Origin of the sequence: Duganella sp. S19_KUP01_CR8, from assembly GCF_036688705.1 — a bacterium.
Lineage (GTDB): Bacteria > Pseudomonadota > Gammaproteobacteria > Burkholderiales > Burkholderiaceae_D > Rugamonas.
Genome location: NZ_JAQQPR010000003.1, coordinates 189,679 through 209,768, shown reverse-complemented (window position 1 = coordinate 209,768; position 20,090 = coordinate 189,679). Strand labels below are relative to the sequence as shown.

Here is a 20,090-nt window from a genome sequence, read left to right as displayed (position 1 = left end):
GCGGCGGGCGGCGGCTTGCGGTGTGCGGGTGAGGTATCCATGCCTGCATTCTGCCCCGGTCCCCATGCCGCCGCTGTGCGTTGGCACACGCAGCAGCCACCCCGGTCCAACGGCCGCCACATAAACTAGCGCGATTATCTTCGTGTGCAAAGCGCTTGCCGCTCGCTATACTTCGCCCCTGAGAGACATGATTTAAGGGAACAGATGGGTAAGCAAGTGAAAGTGCGCTGCGCGTTGGCGCTGTGGTCGGCTGGTGCGCTGGCCGCCGCACAGGCGGCTGAGACGGAAGTGGGCACGGAAAAGATCGAGCGCGTCGAGGTCACCGCCACGCGCTCGGCCGGCGCGGTCGATGTGCAGCAGGTGCCGGCGGCGATCACGGTGCTGAAGCCGGACAGCCTGACGCGCTACGGCCAAGGCAACCTCGGCGATATCGCCAACCTGGTGCCGGCCATGTCGGTGCAGCAGCAGGCGCCCGGCGTCAACAACATCACCATGCGCGGGCTGGTCGTGCGCGGCATCGTGCCGTCCGAGGTGCAGGACTCGTCGCTGGTGGCGGTGTATATCGACGACATGCCGGTGACGTTGAAATCGTCCAATCCCGACCTGAAGGTGCTGGACCTGGAGCGCATCGAAGTGCTGCAAGGGCCGCAGGGCACGCTGTTCGGCGCCGGCGCGATGGCGGGCGCGGTGCGCCAGATCACGCAGAAGCCCGACCTGGGCGACCTGTTCGGCACGGTGGAGGCGGTGGGTTCGAACACCTCCGGCTTCGGCGGCGCCAACCGCAATCTGCGCGGCATGCTCAACCTGCCGCTGAAGGCCGACGTGCTGGGCCTGCGCCTGACTGCCTATACCGGCAACGATTCCGGCTACATCCGCAACCAGCTTATTGGCAGCAGTACCTTCGGTAGCACCACCAACGACGTCTCGACCAACCAGGGCCGCGCCGCCTTGCGCCTGCGCGCCTCGCCGGACCTGGTGATCGACGCCAGCGTCACCGCCTCCAACATCAAGGGCGGCGTCAACGACGCCTATGCCGGACTGGCGCCGTTCACCACCATCGCCTTGCTGCCGCAGACCAGCAACGACAAGCTGCAGCTGTATAACCTGGGCGTCAGCTATGACCTGGGCGGCGCGCAGCTGGTGTCGTCGACGTCCTACCTGCACCGCGACACCCTGTACGTGACCTCGGCCCAGTATCCGGCCACCGCCTTCATTTTCGGCGGCAAGGCGCCGCTGATGCAGGCCGCCTACACGATCGGCAACGCGGTCAACGATTTCGCGCAGGAGTTCCGCCTCAACTCCAAGGGTTCCGGCCCGCTGAAGTGGACCGCCGGCGCCTTCTTCGAAACCGGCAAGCGCAATACGCGCCAGGACGAACCGACCACCGGCTTCGACGAACGCTTCGCCGCCACCCACAACTTCCCCGGCTATAACTCGCAGACCAACGACCTGGCCTTCAATCCGAACGATTTCTTCTCCGGCACGCAGAACACCAAGTCGCGCCAGCTGGCCTTGTTCGCCGAAGGCACGTACACCGTGTGGGACAAGCTGGACCTGACGGCCGGCCTGCGCCTGTTCAAGGGCACGCAGGACTTCGACCTGCGCTTCACCGGCCTGTTCGGCAACCTGGTCGGCGCGACGCCGTCGGCGCCGGTCGGCCAGCCGGAACTGAGCAACAGCAGCGCCACTTCGCAGGGCGCCAACCCGCGCTTCGCCGCCGCCTACCATGTCGATGCGGACCATACGCTGTATGCCTCGGTGGGCAAGGGCTTCCGCTACGGCGGCAACAACCAGCCGGTGCCTTTCAACTTCTGCGGCGTGAACGCGCCGGCCACCTTCGCGCCGGACAGCCTGTGGAACTACGAAGTCGGCTCGAAGACCACGCTGCTGGACCAGCGCATGACCTTCAACGCCAGCGTCTATGTGATCGAGTGGAAGGACGTGCAGGTGTTTAACAAGCTGCCGTGCACCTACTACTTCACGCAGAACGCCGGCAAGATCCGCAGCGAAGGCCTGGAGCTGGAAACCGCCTTCAAGCTGACGCGCCGCGCATCGCTGGGCTTGAGCGCCGCCTACAACCACGCCTACGCCACCCGCACCGTGGTGACCGGCATCGCCGCGCAGAACATCCCGGAAGGCAGCCGCGCGCCGTACGCGCCACGCCTGTCCGCCACGGCGACGGCCAGCTACTCCGTGCCCGTGCGCGGCAACGACGAAGTGGGCATCGCCGCCAGCTACGCCTACCACAGCGACGCCTACACCAACTTCGCGGCGGCGCAGGGCAGCTATGCGCAGATACCGTCGTCGAACACGGTCAACGCCACCGTCACCTACAAGACGGGCGCCTACGAGTTCGGCCTGTTCGGCACCAACCTGACCAACGGCGCCAAGATCAGCGACGTCACGCCGAACACCATCGCCATCCAGCCGGGGGATACCTTGTTCATGGTGCGTCCGCGTACGCTGGGCTTGCGCGTCAAGGCGCGCTTCTGACCGAGCGCGATGGACTCCCCCAGCCTGAAGCAGCAGCGCTCCGAGTACGTCGATGCGTCTCAGCGCGCTGAAGTGCTGGCCGAGCGCAGGCGGTTGCTGTGGCTGGGAGAGTGGCCTACCTGGCTGCTGATCGCCGTGATCTACGGCGGCTGGTTCCTGACGCTGGCGTACTGGCGCCGGATCGGCGACGTGCCGGCCACCTTGCTGATGATCTGGTGGTGCGCCTGGTATATGTCGCTCCAGCATGAGCTGATCCACGGCCATCCCACGCCGTGGGCCTCGGTCAACCGCCTGTTCGGCTATGCGCCGCTGGCGATCTGGTATCCGTACCGGCTGTATCGCGACAGCCATCTGCGCCACCACATCGACTTCCACCTGACGATGCCGGCGCTCGACACCGAGAGCTATTATGTGTCGCCCGCCGTGTGGGCCGGCCTGGGCAAACCGGTGCGGCTGCTGTACTGGTTCAACAAGACCTTCTGGGGACGGTTGCTGGTCGGCCCGGCGATCGCGGTCGCCGCCGCGTGGAGCGAGGCACTGCGTCAGCCCTTGCGCGGCGAGTGGCGCAACGTGCCGATGTGGCTGATCCACTTCGCCATGCTGGGCGGGCTGCTGTGGTGGGTGCACTCGGCGTTCGGCATGTCGCCGCTGTATTATGTGCTGGCGATCTCGTATCCGGCGCAGTCGCTGACGATGATACGGTCCTACTACGAGCACCGTCCGGCGGCGGAGCACAAGCAGCGCATCGTGCTCAATGAGGCGGGCTTCGTGTTCCGGGTGCTATTCCTGAACAATAACCTGCACCTGGTGCATCACGACCTGCCGTCCTTGCCGTGGTATCTGCTGCCGCGCGTGTATCGCGCGCGGCGGGCGGCTTACAATACGCGCAGCGGCGGCTTCCATCTGCACGGTTATGGGGAGTTGATGCGCCGCTTCGGTTTTACTCCGGTCGACGCGCCGGTCCACCCGAACATGCCCGACACATGAACTGGAAATTCGCCCTGCCGATGTACAACGTCTCGCCGTGCATCCAGCACGGATACGAGGCGTTGCTGCTGGCGCTGGCTGACGAAACGGGTGTGTGCGCCGAATTGGTGCGGCCGGCGGACCTGCCGGCATTCTGGCAGCGGCCGGACGTGCTGCTGACCCAGACCTGTGGTTATCCCTACTTGACACGACTGCGCGGCCATGTGACCCTGTTGGCCACCCCGTGCTTCGACTTCCCCGGCTGCGAGGGCAGCGACTATTCCAGCTTCATCGTCGCGCGCGAGGGCGGGGGCATCCGCAGCCTGGCCGACGCGCGCGGGCGCGTCGCCGCGGTCAACGATCCGGATTCGAACAGCGGCATGAACGTGCTGCGGCACGCCGTGGCGCGCTGGTCGCTGGATGGACGCTACTTCGAATCGGTGAAGTGGTCCGGCAGCCACGCGGCCAGCCTGCGCATGGTGCGCGAAGGCGCGGCCGCGATTGCGTCCATCGATTGCGTGACCTTCGGCTACCTGATGCAGGAAGACCCCGCGAGTTTGCAGGGATTGACTGTGTTGCAGCACTCGGTGCCGTCGCCGGGATTGCCGTGGGTTGCAGGCCGCAAGGCGCCGCCGGAATTGACGGCGCGGCTGCGTGCCGCCTTGCTGGAACCCGCGCCGGCACTGCGCGCGCTGTTCGACAGCCTGCGTATCCGGGGCTTCGAGCACCGCAGTGAGGCCGACTACGATCGCATCCTGCAAATCGAGGCCGAGGCGCGGGCCGCCGGGTATCCCGACCTGGCCTGACGGGGTTGCGAATTGCATGCGTTGCGTTTTAGTAGCAATGCGGCGTAAATTCTCGCTTAGTTATTTTGCGGTAATACCGTTCCGCTATACTGGCCTATGGCCGCACAGACGGCTGGCTCTTTCCTCACTCCTCCACTTCTATGGGCAGTCATCATGACTATTACAAAGCGCTTGATCTTGACTTTGTCATTGGCGTTACTCGCGCTGATTTTCGTCGGTATTACCGGCCTTACCCAACTGTCCCGGGCGCAGCAGCGCCTCGACATGGTGCAGACTCGCCTGATCCCCAGCATCGCCGGCCTGAATATGGCCAAAGGCTATCTTGCTGATAGCCGCCTGGCCGGCTATCGCCTGTCGGTGTTCTCCAACCTGCCCGACAAGACTGCCCTGGACAAAGCCTACAACGACGCCCACGCCAAGTTCGACGAAGTCATCGCGACCTACGAAAAAGAGCGCATCTTCGACGACACCGACCGCAAGATGCTGGAAGCGGACAAGGCCAACATGGCGGCCTACCGCCAGGCCTTGATTCCGTTCCTGGCCGGCGCCCACGCCGGCGACATGGATGCGGTGCGCGCCACGCTGCTGGCCGGCACGCCGCTGGCGCTGTCCGCCGGCGCCGTCAAGAAAGGCTTCGACGACCATATCGCCTACAACAATAAGCTGATCAGCGACGTGCGCGAGGAGAGCGACGCCGCCTACAAATTCGCCTTCCGCCTGATGGTGAGCGTGGTGGTGCTTGGCCTGCTGGTGACCGGCGCGCTGGCGTGGCAGCTGTACGTCATCATCAAAGGCAGCCTGGCGTCGATCCGCGATACGCTGGAAGACGTGAGCCAGTCGCTGGACCTGACGCATCAGATCAAGGTGGAGCGCATGGACGAAATCGGCCACACGGCGGTGGCGTTCAACAAGCTGCTGGAGCAGATCGCCGGCGTGATCGACGCGGTGCGCGCGTCGACCCTCGCCGTCGGCACGGCCTCGCAGGAAATCGCCAGCGGCACCGGCGACCTGTCGCAGCGCACCTCGTCGCAGGCGGCGGCGCTGGAGCAGACCGCGGCCAGCATGGAGCAGCTCACTTCCACCGTCGGCCAGAACGCCGACAACGCCCGCCAGGCCAACCAGCTGGCGCGTTCGGCCTCGGACGTGGCGGCGCAGGGCGGCACGGTGGTGGAGCAGGTGGTGGTGACGATGGGATCGATCAACGAATCGTCGCGCAAGATCGTCGACATTATTTCGGTCATCGACGGCATCGCCTTCCAGACCAATATCCTGGCGCTGAACGCGGCGGTGGAAGCGGCGCGCGCGGGTGAGCAGGGCCGTGGCTTCGCGGTGGTGGCGACCGAGGTGCGCAACCTGGCGCAGCGCTCGGCCGCTGCGGCCAAGGAGATCAAGGCGCTGATCGACGATTCGGTGGAGAAGGTCGGTTCCGGCACCAAGCTGGTGGAGCAGGCCGGTACGACGATGCAGGAAGTCGTCGCCAGCATCAAGCAGGTGACCGACATCGTCGGTGAGATCAGCGCGGCGACGCAGGAGCAGAACGACGGCATCGCCCAAGTGCACCAGGCAGTGACGCAGATGGATCAGACCACGCAGCAGAATTCGGCGCTGGTGGAAGAAACCGCCGCCGCCGCGCAGACGCTGCGCGACCAGGCCGACAAGCTGGAACAAGTGGTCAGCGCGTTCAAGATCAACGCCTCGGCTGCCGCGTACGCACCGCCGAAGCGCCCGGTGCGCGCCGCCGCGCCGGTAGTCGCGACGCTGCCCAGGGCTGCGGCCCCGCGTCCCAAGCCCGCTGCCCAGTCGGCAGCCGCGCCGAAGAAGCTGAAGGTCAGCGCGGCCGCCAGCAAGGACGAGTGGGAAGAGTTCTGATTAAGACGCGCCCCCCGAGCCAAGGCGGGGTCTGACCCCAATGGGTCAGACCCCTGGCTGGCGGTGTGGGGTTGCTTTTTAAGCTACAATCCATTTTCATTCTATGGAGGGTAGCGATGGAGCATAACCGTCTCGGCAAATCCGGCTTGCGCGTGCCGGAACTCAGTTTTGGCACGGGTACTTTTGGAGGAGGCAACGACTTCTTCAAAGCCTGGGGCAGCACGGACGCAGGCGGCGCCGCCCGCCTGATCGATGTCTGCCTCGAACACGGCGTATCGATGTTCGATTCCGCCGACGTCTATTCGGACGGCTTGGCTGAGCAGATCCTCGGCCAGGCCATCAAGGGCAAGCGCAATCGCTTGCTGATCTCCACCAAAGTCACTTTCCCGTCCGGCCCTGGCGCCAACGACTTCGGCTCGTCGCGCCAGCATCTGATCGATGCGGTCGACCAGTGCCTGCAACGGCTGCAAGTCGAGCATATCGACCTGCTGCAATTGCACGGCCAGGACAACAATACCCCGGTCGAAGAAACGCTGTCCACGCTGGACCAGCTGGTCCGCTCGGGCAAGGTGCGCTATATCGGTGGCTCCAACTTCTCCGGCTGGCATTTGATGAAATCGCTCGCGGTGTCGGACCGCTACGGCTATCCACGCCACGTCGCGCACCAGGTCTACTACTCGCTGCTGAACCGCGACTACGAATGGGAGCTGATGCCGCTGGCAGAAGACCAGGGCGTCGGCGCGATGGTCTGGAGCCCGCTGGGCTGGGGCAAGCTGACCGGAAAAATCCGCCGTGGCCAGCCGGCCAAGCCGGGCACGCGCGCGCACGATATCGCCGGCACCGGCCCTGGCTTTGAAGAGGAACGCCTGTTCCGCATTGTCGATGCACTCGATGTCGTGGCCGAACAGACCGGCAAGACCATCCCGCAGGTGGCGCTGAACTGGCTGTTGGGGAAGAAAACCATTTCCAGCGTGATCATCGGCGCGCGCGATGAGCAGCAGCTGATCGACAACATCGGCGCCACCGGCTGGCGCCTGAGCGCCGAGCAGAATGCGCTGCTGGAGCAGGCCAGCGATGTGTCTCCGGCCTATCCGGTATGGCACCAGCGCGGCTTCCCCATGCTGAACGAGCGTGGCTAGAAGTTCTTGACCAGCGTCGCCCGCAGCGAGCGCGATTCGATCGGGTGGAAGTGGATGTCGTTGACCGGCGCCGCTTCGCCCTTCAGCTGCGACGGGTAGTAGTAGTCGATCGCGGAGTCGCGGCGGTTGGTCAGGTTGAAGGCTTCCAGTTCCAGTATCAGACCCTTGCGGATCTTCCATCCCAAGCGGGCGTTCAAGGTCAGGCTGGCCGCGGAGCGTACGCTGTTGTCCTCGATCAGCGGACGCGGTCCGAAATAGCGCAGCTTCAACGACCCCGAATACGGGCCACCGTCGTCCACGGTCAGCGCCAGCTGGCCGGTGCCTTCGATGGCGCCGGGGATGTAGTGGCCTTCCGGCGCGCCTTCCAGCTTTTCATCGCGCGAGCGGGCGCGCGCGTAGGCCAGGTCCAGGTCGACCGACAGCCATTTCAACGGCTTGTAGTAGTTCGATACTTCCACGCCGTAGCGGCGGCTCGGCCGTCCCGCCTCGGTGGTGCCGGCGTCGCCGACGAAGCTCAGCTCCGAATCGAAATCCAGCCGGTACACCGACAGCGACGATTGCAGGCCGGGCAGCCAGCTGCTGCGCGCGCCCAGCTCCATGCCGCGCGAACGCACCAGTGGCGACACCTGGTCGACCGCCGCGCCGGTCTTGGGATCGATGCGGATGGTGGCGCCGCGCGCGTCGTTGCTGTGGAAGCCGCTGCCGATGTTGGCGTACAGTTCCGCCGTCTGCCACGGGCCGTAGATCAGGCTCAGGCTCGGACTCACCAGATGGTCGCTGGCCTTGCCGGAGTTGGCCGCCAGGTCGCTGCGGACGTCGAAGCGGTAGCTGTCCAGGCGCGCACCCGCCACGGTGCGGAAGGCGCTGTTCCAGCGCGTGCTGTTTTCGACGTACAGGCTGGCGCTGGATTCGACGATGTGATCCCGCCGCACCACAGCCAGCGGCTGGCGCGCCTGCGTGGTCAGCAGGCCGTTGAAGATATTATCGTTTTGCAGCTGGATGCCGATGGTGGTGCTGCTGTCGCCACCGGCCATGTGCTGGTGCCAGCTGTGGCTCGCATTGAGGCCGCTGGTGACGCGCTTGTCCGGCTGCGCGAACTGGTCGCCATGCACCGGATCGTCCATGAAGTAGGTGAAGTTGGAATACAGGTCCAGCTGGTTGGCGATGATGTAGGCATTGACCCTGGAGGCGCTGTCCTCGCCGGTGCGCCGCCAGCCGCCGGACAGGCTGTAGCGATGCGACTTGCCGCCGTCGGTAGCATCGATGGCGTCGTTGCGGCCCATCCGGCCATCCTGCACGGCGCGCAGCGGTATCTGGTCGGTCGAGTTCCAGTCGGCGCGGTAGGCCATCAGGCTGACGTTGTAGCCGTTGTTGGCATAGCCTTCGCTGTAGCGCAGCACCGCGTTCAGTTTCTGGTAGTCGTCGGGGTGCGTGTAGGGGCCGTCGTTGTGCAGCGCTTCAAGCGCGTACAGCAGGCTGCCTTGGCCAGCTTCCAGCGAATCGGCCAGCAGCGCGCGGCCGTAGCCGTTCTGGCCGGCCGAAACGCTGGCCACGCCTTGCAGCAAACGGTTGGCATACACCACCGACGCCGTGCCGGCCGAAGCGAAATCGCCTTCGCCTGCGGAGTAGGGCCCCTTTTTGTAGTCGAGCCGCACCGCCAGTTCCGGGATCAGGAAATTCAGGTCGGTCCAGCCTTGGCCGTGCGCGTGGCTGCGCTGGTTGACGGGCATGTCGTCGACGGTGGTGCGCAGGTCGGTGCCGTGATCGAGGTTGAAGCCGCGCAGGTAGAACTGGTTGGCCTTGCCCTCGCCGCTATGCTGGCTGACGATCAGGCCGGGCGCCGCTTCGAGTATTTCGCCGGGACGGTAGACGGTGCGCGCGGCCAGTTCCTGCTGCGAGATGCTGCCGGCGCTGGCGGCATCGGCCACGCCCAGCTGGTTGCCGCGCGAGCCTTCGACCAGCACCCGTTGCAGGATCTGGTCGTCGGCCTGGGCCGAACTCAATGCGAACAGCAGCAGGCATTTAAGGGGTGGTTTGATCGATGCTGCCTTGATCGAAGATGAGAGTCTGGACGGGGCCATCGGCTTGCAGATTGACTGTGTTCTTTTGAGATGGCAGGAAGTCTATCAGCAAGGCGTTGTGGATGCGAGTCGCGCGCGCCAGCTTTCTGCCTTCGATTTCCTGGAAGATGACGACGCTGTCGGCGTCCGCCTTCACGCCCACCCAGTGCAGCGGCAGGCGTTGGCGGTCCGGGCCTTCCAGGTAGAACTGCCGCTCGACGTAGCGGCGCAGCGGTGCTTCGCTGTCCGCCTGACCGAGGTCGAAACTGCGGCCGTAGAGATTCGTCAGCAGCAGCGCCACATCGTGCGCCGTGTAGGTGTGCACGATCTCGGTATTGCCGGTGCGTTCGTTGTAGCTGATGTCGGCTATGCCCATGTGAAAATTATGGGCCATGGCCGCCGTGCCGGCGAACGCCAGCACGGCAGCCACGGCCAGGCGTAAAGCATGCAGCATCATTCGGTCGACGAGTCCTTGGACGACTTGTCGCCCTTGCCCTTGAGCGGCGTATTGAAGTCGCGCATCAGGTTGTTGCGGTCACGCTCGGTCTTGTACAGCTCCATGCGCGACTGCGTCACCTTGCGCGGCCAGCTGTTGTTGCTGGTGTCGATGTCGGCGGTTTCCCAGAACGGATCCTGGGTCAGGCCCACCATTGGCTCGTCGGTGACGATCAACTTGGTGATCTTCTTCGGCGAGTAGCGCCATACTTCGGCCGGAATGCGCTCGATGTACTTCTTGCCGCTCTTGAGTTCCACCTGCAGGATCAGCGGCATCACCAGGCCGCCGACGTTGGAGAAGTCCACCAGGTACAGGTGCTTGCCCTGGTCCAGCAGCTTCTTCTCCCACGGCTCCAGCTTTTCGATCGCTTCGGCGTAGGTGTTGCGGTCCTTGTTGGTGACGGTGAACTCGTCGTGCTCGTTGTAGAAGTCCTTCAGCTCAGGATGGGCGTCCAGCCGTTTCGGCAGCGATTTGTTGAGCTGCTCGGAGATCGAAATCGGCTGCGCATCCTTCTGCGCCTTCTTCCATGCCTTTTCCTTTTCCGGATCCTTGGTGCTCACGCCGTATTCGCTGATGCCGTCGATGCTGATGTCCACCGCGTCGGTGGTGTAGAACCAGCCGCGCCAGAACCAGTCAAGGTCGGTGCCGGAAGCGTCTTCCATGGTGCGGAAGAAGTCGGCCGGGGTAGGGCGCTTGAACTTCCAGCGGCGCGCGTATTCCTTGAAGGCGTAGTCGAACAGGTCGCGGCCCAGGATGGTCTCGCGCAGGATGTTCAAGCCGGTGGCCGGCTTGGCGTAGGCGTTGTTCCCGAACTGGAGCAGCGACTCCGAGTTGGTCATGATCGGCACCTGGTTCTGGCTGCGCATGTAGTCGACGATGTTGCGCGGCTCGCCGCGGCGCGACGGGTAGTTGTCTTCCCATGCCTGCTCGGCCAGGTACTGCACGAAGGTGTTCAGGCCTTCATCCATCCAGGTCCACTGGCGCTCGTCCGAGTTGATGATCATCGGGTAGTAGTTGTGGCCCACCTCGTGGATGATCACGCCGATCAGGCCATACTTGGTCTGCTGCGACCAGGTGAGGGCGCCGGTCTTCTTGTCCTTGGCTGGACGCGGGCCGTTGAAGGAGATCATCGGATACTCCATGCCGCCGACCGGGCCGTTGACCGAGATCGCGGTTGGGTATGGGTAGTCGAAGCTGTACTTGTTGTACTGGTCGATGGTGTGGATGATGGCCTGGGTGCTGTACTTGCCCCACAGCGGATTGCCTTCCTTCGGATAGTAGGACATCGCCATCACGTTGGTGGAATCCTTCTTGAAGCCCTGCGCGTCCCAGATGAACTTGCGGCTGGAGGCCCAGGCGAAGTCGCGCACGTTGGCGGCCTTGAAGTGCCAGGTCTTGGATGCTTTGCTGACCGACTTCTCGGCCTTCTCCGCTTCTTCCTGCGTGACGATGACGACCGGCGCGGTCGCGGTCTTTGCCTTGGCCAAGCGGTCGCGCTGTGCTGCGGACAGCACGTCGTTGGGGTTTTGCAGTTCGCCGGTGGAGGCCACCACGTGGTCGGCCGGCACGGTCAGCTGCACGTCGTAGTCGCCGAATTCCAGCGTGAATTCGCCGGAGCCCAGGAACTGCTTGTGCTGCCAGCCCATCACGTCGTAATAGGCCGCCATGCGCGGATACCACTGGGCGATTTCGAACAGGTCGTTCTTGTCGTCCTCGAAGTGCTCGTAGCCGGAACGACCGCCCAGCACCTGCTGTTCGTTGATGTTGTAGGACCAGTCGATATTGAAGGCGAAGCTCTGGCCCGGCTTCAACGGCGCCGGCAGGTCGATGCGCATCATGGTGCGGTTGATGGTGTACTTCAGCGGCTGGCCGCCGGCGGCCACCGACTTGATGTTGTAGCCGCCGTCGAATTCGCGGCCGGCCAGGATGCCGCGCATGCCTTCGAATTTGTAGCCGTCTTCCGGCGTGCGCGGCTTGGCCCATGCTTCGCGCGAGGGCTGCGTCAGCATCATGCGGGCGTCGGAATCTTTTTTGTAGATGTTCTGGTCGAGCTGCACCCACAGGTAGCTCAGCGTATCGGGCGAGTTGTTGTGGTAGTTGATTTGCTCGCTGCCGGTGATGGCGCGCTTGGCTTCATCGAGCGAGGCGCGGATCGTGTAGTCCGCGCGTTGCTGCCAGTAGGCGGCGCCGGGAGCGCCTGAGGCGGTGCGGTAGCTATTGGCGGAGGGGAGAACTTCGTCCAGCTGGCGGAACTTGTCGTCGAATGGCTCCGCTGCAAAGGCGGACGCCGTCAAGCAAAGGGTGATGAAGCCGATACTCTTGCGCATAGTTTGTATTCCTGATGATTTCCCGAATAAAGGAAGCTAGTGTATAGCAACTTTTCAAAGAATTACCGGTCGATACAATAAAATACAAACTAAGTGGCAGTTTTCATTTTTGCTTATTTGGTTTCCCGTTGCTGGTCCTGGAACGCGTGACGGGCGTCGTCGGTGGCGCTCATCGCGGCCGACGGCAGGTCCAGCCGCATCAAGCGGGAGCCCTTGCCGCTGCTGGCTCGCGGCCATTCCGGCAGACCGGCGCCGTTGGGGTTTCCGGTCTTGATAAAGTTGGCGAAGTAGGCCTGCATCTGTGTCGACAGCGCGTAGTCGTCGGCGCTCCATGCATAGACTTTATTCGACGGCAGGTTACCCAGCGCATATTCGATTTCGACCGAGTGGCCGGCGCCGGTCTGGCCCGGACGCGGGTGCGAATAGTAGTAGCGATAGACCGGCTGGCCGCTGGTGCGCGCGTGCGTGTCGATCCACTTCCAGGTGCCGTGGGCGATGAACAGGTCGCCGGCGAGATCGGTCGCGGCCTGCATCACGTCGCCGCTGTAGGCTTGCTGCGCGGCCGGGGCGCGCTCGCGGTATATCGTCTGCAGCATCTTGCTGAAGTTCTCCGGCGTCGGTTCGGCTTCGCCCAGCACCTGCTTGTAGTAGCCCTCCTGCGAATTCCATCCCGCCAGCAACGGCACCTTGGCCTGCTGGCCTGCGGCGTACATGTCGAGCGGGCTGCGGGGCAGCACGTAGCCGTCCTGGATGTCGGCGAGCCACGGCGCGTCCGGCCGCTTCAGGGTGTCCAGCAGCTGTTGGGCGGGCATGGCGCGCAGCGCGGCCAGCGTGGGCGCGCCGATTTTTTCGGCGAAGTCGGCGCCTTTCTTTTCCGCGATCGCCAGCGGCAGCGGGGCCTCCAGGCCGAGCAGCGCGCCGCTCTCGCCGATGGCGCCGGCGATCAAGCCCTTGGCCAACGGCGATATCATCTGCGCGCTGACCGACCAGGAGCCGGCCGATTCGCCGGCGATGGTGACGCGCGCGGGATCGCCGCCGAAGGCCGCGATATTCTTCGCCACCCATTGCAGCGCCGCCGCCTGGTCCATCAGGCCGTAGTTGCCGGACGCCTTGTGCGGCGATTCGGCCGTCAGTTCGGGGTGGGCGAGGAAGCCGAAGATATTGAGCCGGTAGTTGACGGTCAGCGTGACGATGCCTTGGGCGGCCATGCTGGCGCCGTCGTAGCGCGGCTCGGAACCGTCGCCAGCCGCGAAGCCGCCGCCGTAGAAGTAGACCAGCACCGGCAGCTTGTCCCTGGCCGATTTGGCGGGTGTCCAGACGTTCAGGTACAGGCAGTCTTCGCTGGCGCCGTCGGAGCGGAACACCATGTCGCCGAACAGCGGCAGCTGCATGGCGCGCGGGCCGAAGTGATCGGCCTTGCGCACGCCGCGCCACTTCTGCGCAGGCTGCGGCGCCTTCCAGCGCAGGTCGCCGACCGGCGGCGCCGCGAACGGTATCCCTTTATACGATTTGACGCCGGAAGCCTCCAAGGTGCCCTCGACCACGCCGGTGGCAGTGGTGGCGCGCGGCGCGGCCGCGAAGGAGGGAACGGAGATCACACTGAAAGCAGCCAGCAGCAAGCCGTATTTATTCATGTCGTCATCGTGGAAGTTAAATGTCGACGCCTACTATAGCTGGAAGCACTTCCAGCTGCGATAACTAATTTGCGATCTGCTATACCAGTTTGATTGAGGGGGGGGCCGGCTTTGCGGGCAGGAACCCGCAAAGCCGTTGAGACGCGGCGAACTATCAGCCGCGACGCGCGCGGCGGCGTGCCAGGCCGACCAGGCCCAGGCCACCGAGCAGCATGGCGTAGGTTTCCGGTTCCGGAACGGCGCTGACGGTGCCGTTGACGGCGAATGGCAATTCCACCGACAGGCCGCTGCCGGATTCTTCCAAGGTGGCGAATGGGTCGCCGCCGGTCGATTGCGCGGCGTTGCCTTCGCGCGCGTCGGAGGTAGGCGGCTGCCATGGGCCGGAAGCCGCGGTGCCTGCCAGGCCCCAGGTCAGCCAGTAGTGGCCGGAAGCCAGCGAGACGTCGGTGATGTCGGCGTTGACCGTGTAGATGGCGCGTTGCTTGTTGGTGAGCGTGCTGTCGGTGACGCGATAGCCGGCCAGGCCGCCATTGGTGACGCCGGTGGTGCCGGAGGCAACCACGGTGCCCGAATTGACGTCGCTACCCGAGACGATGCTCCAGGTGGCCGACGTGAAGCTGAAGCCATTGGCGCCGGTCTGGTAGCCGAAGAAGCTCAGGCTGGAGACATTCCATGTCTTGCCTGCAGTGACGTTGAAATCGTCGGCCACGAAATTGCCCACACCGCTTTGCGCGCCGAAGCCGAAGGTGGTGGCGTCCGGCCCGATCACGGAGACACCGGTGGCGTCGACCACCGGGCCATTGTTATACAACTCGCCGGCGTTGGTAACGCCGGCGACCAAAGCGAGTACTGCGAATGCGATTTTGTTCATCATTTCCCCATCTCGGTTGTAAGAGATGAAAAAATAACATCATTCCGCGATGTTGCCAATAAATTATTTCAAATATGCAAATTACATTCGATTAACGTAGCGTCTCGGTCAGCACGCGGCCTTCGGCGCCGGCCGGCGGCCGCACCTGCAGCAGATGGGCCAGCGTCGGCGCGATGTCGACCACTTCCGCGTACTGGCCGTAGGCGCCCGGCTTGATCCAGCGTTTGCCCATGATCATCAGCGGCACATTGGTGTCGTAGGCGTACGGCGAGCCGTGCGAGGTGCCGCTGGTGCCGGTGCCGAAGTACCAGTACGGCTTGGCGACCACCATCAGGTCGCCCGAGGCTTCGCGGTTCCAGGCGCGGCGCATCAGCGTGGCGATGCGGGTGGTGTTGGCGGCGCCGCTTTCGAGCTGGGTGCGGGTGTAGGCTTCGACGATGCCGTTCTGCGCCAGCAGGAAGCGGGCGGCGGTGGTTTCCACTTCTTCGCGTTTCAGGCCGCTCTTGTCGATCTGCGCGTAGTCCAGGTGGATGTTGGGCAGCGACCAGGCGCTCAGCAGCTTGGCGCCGCCGAATTTTTCGGACAGGTGCTTGTCCAGCGCGTTCATCAGCTTGTCGCCGTCGATGCGCTGGGCGTCGATGTGCTGGGTCTGCGAGAACTCGGGGGTGTTCGGGAAGCCGTGGTCGGCGGTCAGCACCACCAGCACGTTGTCCATGCCGACGCGCTTGTCGAGGTAGTTGAAGAAGTCGCCCAGCATGCGGTCCACGCGCTGCAGGTGGTCGTGCGACAGCTTGCTTTCCGGGCCGAAGGCGTGGTTGACGTAGTCGTGCGCCGACAGGCTCACGCCCAGCAGGTCCGGCACGCCGGCCGGATTGCGGCCGAGGTTTTCGCCTTCCACCGCGGCGCGCGCGAAGTCCAGCGTCAGCTGGTCGAGGAAGGGGCCGGTCTTCAGGCTGTTGTAGTAGCCGGCGTCGATCTCGCCGCTTTCGCTGTAGTAGGCGTAGGGCAGGCGGTTGTGGGTGCCCGGCTTGACCTGGTTCAGGTCGGGGTCGGCGTCGCCGGCGTAGGCCGATTCCGGCAGCAGCGCCGTCCACGACTTGCCGTAGTAGCGGTCCTGCGGCTTGCCGGCCTGGTATTGCTGGACCCAGGCCGGATGGGCTTTCATGTAGAAGGTGCTGCTGGCGAAGTTGCCGCTCTTGTCCATGTACATGTAGGCGGTGCCGGTTTTGCCTGCCAGCAGAATCGCGCCGCGGTCCTTGCCGGAGACGGTGACCACCTTGCTGCGGCTGCCGGTGGCGTAGCGCAGCTGGTCGCCCAGCGTGTCGACTTTCAGGCGGGTCGGCGCGGTGCCGTCGCTCGGCTTGGTCTCTTCGTTGATGTAGGTGTAGTGGGTGTCTTCGGTGCAGTAGACGGATTTCCTGGTGACCGGGTCGATCCAGTTGTTGCCGATGATGCCGTGCACATACGGGTAGGCGCCGGTCAGGATGGCGCTGTGGCCGATCGCGGTGACGGTGACGCCGTGCGCCTGGTGCGCGTTGCTGAACGACGCGCCCTGGTCCAGCATGCGCCGCAGGCCACCCTGGCCGCCCTGGCCGAACTGGTCGCGATAGCGCAGCACCTGCTCGTTCGGCAGGCCGTCCACCACCAGCACCACCACCAGTTTCGGCTGGGCCGAGGCGGCGCTGGCGGCAGGGGCGGCGGCGTGCGCGGCGTTCAGCGCAAGGCAGGAGGTCGCGATTACGAGTGCGGGCAGGGACAGTTTCTTTGTCATGTTGGGTCGTCGTCAGGTTGGGAAGGATCGTCGGCGCACAGCCTACCATGCGCCCGCGATATCCTACCCCATCCTTGTGACGGCTCGATGACAATTGCTAGGGCTGCGGGTTCCAGCCGGCGCCGCCGTTGTAGGCGGCGAACACCTTGGCGCGGTCGGCGAAGCTGGCCGCCACATCGCTGGCGCTCAGCTGGAAACCGCCGACGCGCGCCGCCAGGTTGATCGGCGCGCCGGCCAGCGTGGTGCTGCCGTATTCGCGCCAGCCGCTGGCGGCGGTCGGCGTCACCGGGTTCGGGGCAGGCTGGCCGTTCACGCCGGCGCCGGCCCAGCCGACCGTGGCCACGTGCGCGTCCATCCTGGTGTTGATGAAGGCGACGTTGTCCCAGGTGGCGGTGCCGCCGGGGCTGCGCGCCAGGTAGGTCGAACCGGCCGGCACGTCGCCATGCAGCGGGCCGGGACCGGCGCCGTGCGTCAGGCTGCTGTTGAGGAAGACGTAGCCCTTGTCGCCGGCGTTGGCCACGCGTGCTTGCAGCACGTAGCCGCCGCTGCCGGCGTTGGCGGTGTCGCCCACCGAGCGGATCTCGCTTTCCTCGAACAGCGCGGCGCGGCTGCCGCCCCAGATGAAGTCCACATTGCCCGCCACCAGCGAGTGGTAGAACCAGGCGTAGCCTTTCAGGTTCAGCGTGTCCTGCTCGCTGTAGAAGTTGGCGTTTTTCGCCAGCAAGCGGCCGCTGTCGTTATTGAAGTATATCGTTTCCGCCTGGGCCGAAATGGCGCCCGAGCGCAGCGTGGTGTTCTTCAGCGTCAGCGTGTCGAGGGTCAGCATGTCGGCCGCTTCGACCAGCATCACGGCGCGGCCGCCGGATGGCGTGGCGCTGTCGCCGCTGGCCTGGCTGGCGCCGGAGCCGGTGTTCAGCGTGTCATGGTTGGTGTACTGGATCACGGCGCCGTCGCGGCTTTCGCCATGCAGCGTGACGTTGTTCTTGCCGCGCAGGTAGAGCAACTCGTTGTAGGTGCCGTTGCGCACGGTGATGGTCAGCGGGTCGTTGGCGCCCAGTTCCTTCATCGCGTAGTTCAGCGCAGCCTGCACGGTGTTGAAGTCGGCGTCGTCGGCGGCGCCCACGGTCAGGCTGCTGCTGCCGGCGGCCGGGCCGGCGGCGCGCGTGGTGAACGACCAGTCGCCCAGTTTGCCGATCCCGGCGAACGGCACGCCGCCCAGCGTGGCGCCGTTGAGCACGCCGTTGGCGACGGCGACGTAGTACTCGGTGCCGTAGGCCAGCTTGTTACTGTGCGGCTTGATCGTCACCGTGTTGCCGCTGATGCTGACCGGCGTGGTGTTGACCTTGCGGATGGCCGGCTGGCCGGCGTAGCCCAGGATGTCGGTCTCGCCGGTCAGGCGTATCACATCGACCAGACCATCGTCGGCCTTGCGGAAGATGCGGATGCTGCCGCTGCTGCCCAGCGTGGGCGGCGTGTCGAAGGTCAGCTTGAGCGAGGCGTCGATGTTGGCGCTGCCGGATGGCGCGGGCAGGGCGGCGCCGGCCAGCGGATAGGTCTGCGTCGGTTGCACGAACTGCGGGCTGATGGTGGCCGCGATGGTGCGCTGCAAGGTCGGATCGGAATCGCTGGTGACGACGATGCTGGCGCTGCCGGCGCCCACCGGCGTGATCGTCAGCACCGTGCCGTTGATGGCCACCGCCGCCACCGCCGGGTTGCTGGAGCTGACGCTGAAGTTGTCCAGCGTGCCGTTCGGCTTGACGGCGGTGACGCTGATGCTGAGCGGCGCATCGCCCACTTCGGCCGAGTAGCTGAGCGAGGCGGGATTGAGCGTCAACTGCGAAGGCTTGAGCGCCGGATCGCCGATGCGCACATCGTCGATCTGGAACGATTTGTTGGCGGTGTACAGGCCGACCCTGCCACGCTCCGCGAAGGCGGCATCGGTCACGGTGCCCAGCGCTTCGCCGTCCAGGTAGACGGTCAGCGAGGTGCCTATCATTTCAAAGCGCACCGTGTAGAACTGGGCGTCCATCGCGATCGGCCTCTTCACCTGCTTGGGGCGCGACAGCGAGCCGGCCAGCATCTTGGCGATTTCCACCTGTGTGCTGGCGGTGCTGCTTTGCACATTGAGGCCGCCGCCGTACCAGTTGGTGGCGTCCTTGTAGCGGGTGATCAGGTACAGCTGCTTGTTGCCGGTGGTGCTGTTGGTCAGCGGCTTGATGCGGGCCTCGACGTAGTAGTCGGCGGACGGCACGCCGCCCATGGCCGCGGGCTTGACCAAGGCCAGCACGCCGCCGGTGGTGGCCGCCGTGTATTGCATCACCATATTGGCGCCGCCGACGTTCTCGGTCTTGACGCTGAAGCTGCCGTTGGCGCCGGCCACCGGCAGCAGGTCCCAGTTGGCCGCGCCGCCGGTCTGGAAATCGTCGCAGAAATACAGGCCGGACGGCGGGCAGGTCAGCATCACGCTGACGTCGGGCGTGACGTTGCCGCTGCCGCTGATGGCGGTGCTCAGTTTGCCGCCGCCGGCCTGCGCCAGCGCGTTGGCCTTGACCAGCGCCAGCGGCCGAGCCGCGTAGGCATATGGCACGGCGTAGGCGACGCTGTTGGGCGTCGAGCAACCGGCCAGCGGCGCGCCGTTCAGCATCGAGCCGCTGTCCTTGAAGGCGCCCGGCACGGTGCCGCCGATCGGCTCGACCACGTCGTCGCAACGGGACACCCCGGCGATCTCGAACACGTTGTTGTTGGACAGGATCTGCGCCGCCTGGCCCACGCCTATGCTGTACTCGTACGGGTAGGCCGGATGCGATTTGCCGCCGACGAAGTAGTTGTTGTACACGTGGACCTGGCCGTAGCGCACGCGCGGCGCGCGGCTGACGATGTCGCGGAACACGTTGTTGCTGAAGCTGACGTGCAGCTTGCCGCTGTCGGCGGTGGCGCTGTCGCTGGAGCCGATCAGGTTGTTCTTGCGGTGCTGGCCGAAGACGTTGTACGACACCGTCACGTAATCGGATGCGTTGGTGATGTCCAGCGCGCCGTCGTGGCACTGCTTGGGCTGGCCGTTCTCGACCGGCAGCAGGTCGTCGGTCATGGCGCCGTCGGTGAAGGTGTTGTGGTCGATCCAGATGTGGTCCGAGCCGCTGACGCCGATGCCGTCGTAGGCGGAATTCCAGTTGCCCAGCGCGCCGTCGGTCGGATCCCAGATCGGGCCGACGTCGCAGGGATTGACGATCTTCAGGTTGCGGATGATGACCTGCGAGACGTTGGCGACGACGATGTGGCCGTTGACGATGCCCGACGCCGCGCCGTCGCCGATCAGCGTGGTGTTGCTGGGCAGGCGTATCAGGCCGCGTATCGCCTGGTCGCCGGTGTTCGCGTAAGGCACGCCTTCGCTCATGTCGATGGTGCCGCTCAGCTTGATGATCTTGGGCGCGGCGCCGCCATGCTTGATGGCCGCCAGCAGTTGTGCGCGATTGGTCGCGGTGTAGATATTGGACGACAGCGCGGTGGCGCCGCCGTTGGTGCCGCCGGCCATGGCGGCAAAGCCGTCGGCGGGCGCGCCCTGGAGTGCGACGTCGGGCGATGCCGCCTGGGCGCACAGCGAAATCAGAAGGGACAGGCGTAGCGCCGCCCTGAAACCGTAGCGTTTCATATGGTGCTC

At 65.1% G+C, this 20,090-nt stretch carries 12 protein-coding genes; 5 read left to right on the top strand and 7 right to left on the bottom strand.

Going from position 1 to position 20,090, the window contains the following annotated elements; all coding sequences use genetic code 11:
• The first annotated feature begins 204 nt into the window (after window positions 1-204).
• The 5 genes from V6M89_RS04595 (at window position 205) to V6M89_RS04575 (ending at window position 7,273) form a co-directional block, all read left to right on the top strand.
• Window positions 205-2,493 carry a TonB-dependent receptor gene (locus tag V6M89_RS04595; protein ID WP_332852072.1) on the top strand — a complete coding sequence of 763 codons (2,289 nt, stop codon included), beginning with the start codon at window positions 205-207 and terminating at the stop codon, window positions 2,491-2,493.
• 9 nt (window positions 2,494-2,502) lie between these two features.
• Window positions 2,503-3,480 (top strand): fatty acid desaturase, encoded by a 978-nt coding sequence (locus tag V6M89_RS04590; RefSeq protein WP_332852071.1) that lies wholly within the window; start codon window positions 2,503-2,505, stop codon window positions 3,478-3,480.
• Entirely contained in the window at window positions 3,477-4,265 is a 789-nt protein-coding gene (locus V6M89_RS04585) for a phosphate/phosphite/phosphonate ABC transporter substrate-binding protein (protein WP_332852070.1), read from the top strand. Before V6M89_RS04590 ends, V6M89_RS04585 begins: the two co-directional genes overlap by 4 nt.
• A gap of 153 nt (window positions 4,266-4,418) precedes the next feature.
• Entirely contained in the window at window positions 4,419-6,134 is a 1,716-nt protein-coding gene (locus V6M89_RS04580) for a methyl-accepting chemotaxis protein (protein ID WP_332852069.1), read from the top strand.
• Window positions 6,135-6,250: 116 nt separating this feature from the next.
• Complete coding sequence (locus tag V6M89_RS04575; RefSeq protein ID WP_332852068.1) at window positions 6,251-7,273, top strand: aldo/keto reductase; 1,023 nt, start codon at window positions 6,251-6,253, stop codon at window positions 7,271-7,273.
• On the opposite strand, the gene V6M89_RS04570 is transcribed toward V6M89_RS04575, so the two are convergent.
• From V6M89_RS04570 to V6M89_RS04540, 7 genes are all read right to left on the bottom strand, one after another.
• Complete coding sequence (locus V6M89_RS04570; RefSeq protein WP_332852067.1) at window positions 7,270-9,354, bottom strand: TonB-dependent receptor; 2,085 nt, start codon at window positions 9,352-9,354, stop codon at window positions 7,270-7,272. The two genes, V6M89_RS04575 and V6M89_RS04570, sit on opposite strands and share 4 nt — an antisense overlap.
• Complete coding sequence (locus V6M89_RS04565; RefSeq protein WP_332852066.1) at window positions 9,296-9,790, bottom strand: DUF6702 family protein; 495 nt, start codon at window positions 9,788-9,790, stop codon at window positions 9,296-9,298. The genes V6M89_RS04570 and V6M89_RS04565 overlap by 59 nt, the downstream gene beginning before the upstream one ends.
• Window positions 9,787-12,156, bottom strand: coding sequence for a M1 family metallopeptidase (locus V6M89_RS04560; RefSeq protein WP_332852065.1), 2,370 nt, complete (start codon window positions 12,154-12,156; stop codon window positions 9,787-9,789). The genes V6M89_RS04565 and V6M89_RS04560 overlap by 4 nt, the downstream gene beginning before the upstream one ends.
• A gap of 113 nt (window positions 12,157-12,269) precedes the next feature.
• The gene (locus tag V6M89_RS04555; RefSeq protein WP_332852064.1) at window positions 12,270-13,790 is read right to left on the bottom strand and encodes a carboxylesterase/lipase family protein; all 1,521 of its coding nucleotides are present in this window, start codon (window positions 13,788-13,790) and stop codon (window positions 12,270-12,272) included.
• A gap of 154 nt (window positions 13,791-13,944) precedes the next feature.
• Window positions 13,945-14,664, bottom strand: a complete 720-nt coding sequence (locus tag V6M89_RS04550) for a PEP-CTERM sorting domain-containing protein (RefSeq protein ID WP_332852063.1) — start codon at window positions 14,662-14,664, stop codon at window positions 13,945-13,947.
• 88 nt (window positions 14,665-14,752) lie between these two features.
• Window positions 14,753-16,432 carry an alkaline phosphatase family protein gene (locus V6M89_RS04545; RefSeq protein WP_332852062.1) on the bottom strand — a complete coding sequence of 560 codons (1,680 nt, stop codon included), beginning with the start codon at window positions 16,430-16,432 and terminating at the stop codon, window positions 14,753-14,755.
• Between the two features lie 97 nt (window positions 16,433-16,529).
• The gene (locus V6M89_RS04540; protein WP_332852061.1) at window positions 16,530-20,081 is read right to left on the bottom strand and encodes a pectinesterase family protein; all 3,552 of its coding nucleotides are present in this window, start codon (window positions 20,079-20,081) and stop codon (window positions 16,530-16,532) included.
• Window positions 20,082-20,090: the final 9 nt, after the last annotated feature.

What these genes read in the sequence shown, in the direction of transcription:
- V6M89_RS04595 (WP_332852072.1), top strand. Translation starts at nt 205, where the DNA reads ATGGGTAAGCAAGTGAAAGTGCGCTGCGCGTTGGCGCTGTGGTCGGCT.
- V6M89_RS04590 (WP_332852071.1), top strand. Translation starts at nt 2,503, where the DNA reads ATGGACTCCCCCAGCCTGAAGCAGCAGCGCTCCGAGTACGTCGATGCG.
- V6M89_RS04585 (WP_332852070.1), top strand. Translation starts at nt 3,477, where the DNA reads ATGAACTGGAAATTCGCCCTGCCGATGTACAACGTCTCGCCGTGCATC.
- V6M89_RS04580 (WP_332852069.1), top strand. Translation starts at nt 4,419, where the DNA reads ATGACTATTACAAAGCGCTTGATCTTGACTTTGTCATTGGCGTTACTC.
- V6M89_RS04575 (WP_332852068.1), top strand. Translation starts at nt 6,251, where the DNA reads ATGGAGCATAACCGTCTCGGCAAATCCGGCTTGCGCGTGCCGGAACTC.
- V6M89_RS04570 (WP_332852067.1), bottom strand. Translation starts at nt 9,354, where the DNA reads ATGGCCCCGTCCAGACTCTCATCTTCGATCAAGGCAGCATCGATCAAA.
- V6M89_RS04565 (WP_332852066.1), bottom strand. Translation starts at nt 9,790, where the DNA reads ATGATGCTGCATGCTTTACGCCTGGCCGTGGCTGCCGTGCTGGCGTTC.
- V6M89_RS04560 (WP_332852065.1), bottom strand. Translation starts at nt 12,156, where the DNA reads ATGCGCAAGAGTATCGGCTTCATCACCCTTTGCTTGACGGCGTCCGCC.
- V6M89_RS04555 (WP_332852064.1), bottom strand. Translation starts at nt 13,790, where the DNA reads ATGAATAAATACGGCTTGCTGCTGGCTGCTTTCAGTGTGATCTCCGTT.
- V6M89_RS04550 (WP_332852063.1), bottom strand. Translation starts at nt 14,664, where the DNA reads ATGATGAACAAAATCGCATTCGCAGTACTCGCTTTGGTCGCCGGCGTT.
- V6M89_RS04545 (WP_332852062.1), bottom strand. Translation starts at nt 16,432, where the DNA reads ATGACAAAGAAACTGTCCCTGCCCGCACTCGTAATCGCGACCTCCTGC.
- V6M89_RS04540 (WP_332852061.1), bottom strand. Translation starts at nt 20,081, where the DNA reads ATGAAACGCTACGGTTTCAGGGCGGCGCTACGCCTGTCCCTTCTGATT.